The following is a 3,006-nucleotide window of genomic DNA, read 5'->3' as shown; positions in this document are numbered from 1 at the left end:
ATAGAAGCTTGACGATGTCCTACTCTCACATGGGGAGACCCCACACTACCATCGGCGATGCGTCGTTTCACTACTGAGTTCGGGATGGGGTCAGGTGGTTCCAACGCTCTATGGTCGTCAAGCAATTCGGTTGCCGTCGCTGCCTTTCGCAACGCCAGCTAATAGGGGTGGTCGATAAAGTCTGATATTACTGTGCGTGCTCCGGCTCTCACCTGAACTCGCCACTCTCACTAGCAACCAGCTTCTCTGTCCGCGATTATCGTTATCGCTCAGATAATGCCTTCAGTTATATGGTCAAGCCTCACGGGCAATTAGTACTGGTTAGCTCAACGCCTCACAACGCTTACACACCCAGCCTATCAACGTCTTAGTCTTAAACGGCCCTTTAGGGGACTCAAGGTCCCAGGGAAAGCTTATCTTGAAGGAGGCTTCCCGCTTAGATGCTTTCAGCGGTTATCCCGTCCGAACGTAGCTACCGGGCAATGCCATTGGCATGACAACCCGAACACCAGAGGTTCGTTCACTCCGGTCCTCTCGTACTAGGAGCAACTCTTCTCAACTTTCCAACGCCCACGGCAGATAGGGACCGAACTGTCTCACGACGTTCTAAACCCAGCTCGCGTACCACTTTAAATGGCGAACAGCCATACCCTTGGGACCGGCTTCAGCCCCAGGATGTGATGAGCCGACATCGAGGTGCCAAACACCGCCGTCGATGTGAACTCTTGGGCGGTATCAGCCTGTTATCCCCGGAGTACCTTTTATCCGTTGAGCGATGGCCCTTCCATACAGAACCACCGGATCACTATGACCTACTTTCGTACCTGCTCGACTTGTCAGTCTCGCAGTCAAGCTGGCTTGTGCCATTACACTAACCTCCTGATTTCCGACCAGGATTAGCCAACCTTCGTGCTCCTCCGTTACTCTTTGGGAGGAGACCGCCCCAGTCAAACTACCCACCAGACACTGTCCGCAACCCAGATAATGGGCCAGCGTTAGAACCCCAAACATACCAGGCTGGTATTTCAACGGCGGCTCCACATGGACTAGCGTCCACGCTTCAAAGCCTCCCAGCTATCCTACACAAGTAGGCTCAGAGTTCAGTGTCAAGCTATAGTAAAGGTTCACGGGGTCTTTCCGTCTAGCCGCGGGAACGCAGCATCTTAACTGCGATTTCAATTTCACTGAGTCTCGGGTGGAGACAGCGTGGCCATCATTACGCCATTCGTGCAGGTCGGAACTTACCCGACAAGGAATTTCGCTACCTTAGGACCGTTATAGTTACGGCCGCCGTTTACCGGGGCTTCGATCAAGAGCTTCGCCTAAGCTAACCCCATCAATTAACCTTCCGGCACCGGGCAGGCGTCACACCCTATACGTCCACTTACGTGTTTGCAGAGTGCTATGTTTTTAATAAACAGTTGCAGCCACCTGGTCACTTCGACTGCCAACAGCTTACGGAGCAAGTCCTTCACCGTCAGCAGCGTACCTTCTCCCGAAGTTACGGTACCATTTTGCCTAGTTCCTTCACCCGAGTTCTCTCAAGCGCCTTGGTATTCTCTACCTGACCACCTGTGTCGGTTTCGAGTACGGTTCTTTGTTACCTATGCTTAGAAGCTTTTCCTGGAAGCAGGGCATCAACCACTTCGTTCTTCAAAGAAGAACTCGTCATCACCTCTCGGCCTTAAGATCCCGGATTTGCCTAAGATCTCAGCCTACTAGCTTAAACGCGGACTACCAACGCCGCGCTGGCCTAGCCTTCTCCGTCCCTCCATCGCAGTAACAAAAAGTACGGGAATATTAACCCGTTTCCCATCGACTACGCCTTTCAGCCTCGCCTTAGGGGCCGACTAACCCTGTCCCGATTAACGTTGGACAGGAACCCTTGGTCTTCCGGCGAGGGGGTTTTTCACCCCCTTTATCGTTACTCATGTCAGCATTCGCACTTCTGATACCTCCAGCATGCTTCTCAACACACCTTCAGCGGCTTACAGAACGCTCCCCTACCATGCACAAGTGCATCCGCAGCTTCGGTTTACAGTTTGAGCCCCGTTAAATCTTCCGCGCAGGCCGACTCGACTAGTGAGCTATTACGCTTTCTTTAAAGGATGGCTGCTTCTAAGCCAACCTCCTAGCTGTCTGTGCCTTCCCACATCGTTTCCCACTTAACTGTAATTGGGGACCTTAGCTGGCGGTCTGGGTTGTTGCCCTCTCGACGACGGACGTTAGCACCCGCCGTCTGTCTGCCAGGATTGTACTCCTCGGTATTCGGAGTTTGCATGGGGTTGGTAAGTCGGGATGACCCCCTAGCCCAAACAGTGCTCTACCCCCGAGGGTAAGACCTGACGCACTACCTAAATAGTTTTCGGGGAGAACCAGCTATCTCCCGGCTTGATTAGCCTTTCACTCCGACCCACAGCTCATCCGAATCTTTTTCAACAGATGGCGGTTCGGTCCTCCAGTGCCTGTTACGGCACCTTCAACCTGGCCATGGGTAGATCGCCGGGTTTCGGGTCTACTGCCTGCAACTTAACGCCCTATTAAGACTCGATTTCTCTACGGCTCCCCTATTCGGTTAACCTTGCTACAGACAGTAAGTCGCTGACCCATTATACAAAAGGTACGCCGTCACAGAACAAGTCTGCTCCGACTGCTTGTACGCACACGGTTTCAGGATCTATTTCACTCCCCTCTCCGGGGTTCTTTTCGCCTTTCCCTCACGGTACTGGTTCACTATCGGTCAGTTAGGAGTATTTAGCCTTGGAGGATGGTCCCCCCATCTTCAGACAAGATAACACGTGTCCCGCCCTACTTAATATGTCATCACTGTGCTTTCGTGTACGGGGCTATCACCCTGTATCGCCCAACTTTCCAGATGGTTCCACTAACACAATAACAATCGGCTACTCCCCTTTCGCTCGCCGCTACTCAGGGAATCTCGGTTGATTTCTTTTCCTCCGGGTACTTAGATGTTTCAGTTCCCCGGGTTCGCCTCTTACACCTATG

Annotated in this window: 2 rRNA genes; both read right to left on the bottom strand. The window is 52.6% G+C overall.

What is annotated here, in order from left to right:
- Positions 1–6 precede the first annotated feature (6 nt).
- Positions 7–122 (bottom strand): 5S ribosomal RNA (rrf, locus tag SBL51_RS23155).
- A 168-nt stretch (positions 123–290) separates the two neighbouring features.
- A 23S ribosomal RNA gene (locus tag SBL51_RS23150) occupies positions 291–3,006 on the bottom strand; the annotation flags it as partial.

It is taken from the genome of Halioxenophilus sp. WMMB6, assembly GCF_033283405.1.
In the GTDB taxonomy this organism is placed as follows: Bacteria; Pseudomonadota; Gammaproteobacteria; order Pseudomonadales; family Cellvibrionaceae; genus Halioxenophilus.
The sequence above is the reverse complement of the archived record's forward strand: the minus strand, read 5'-3'. Positions and strand labels throughout refer to the sequence as shown.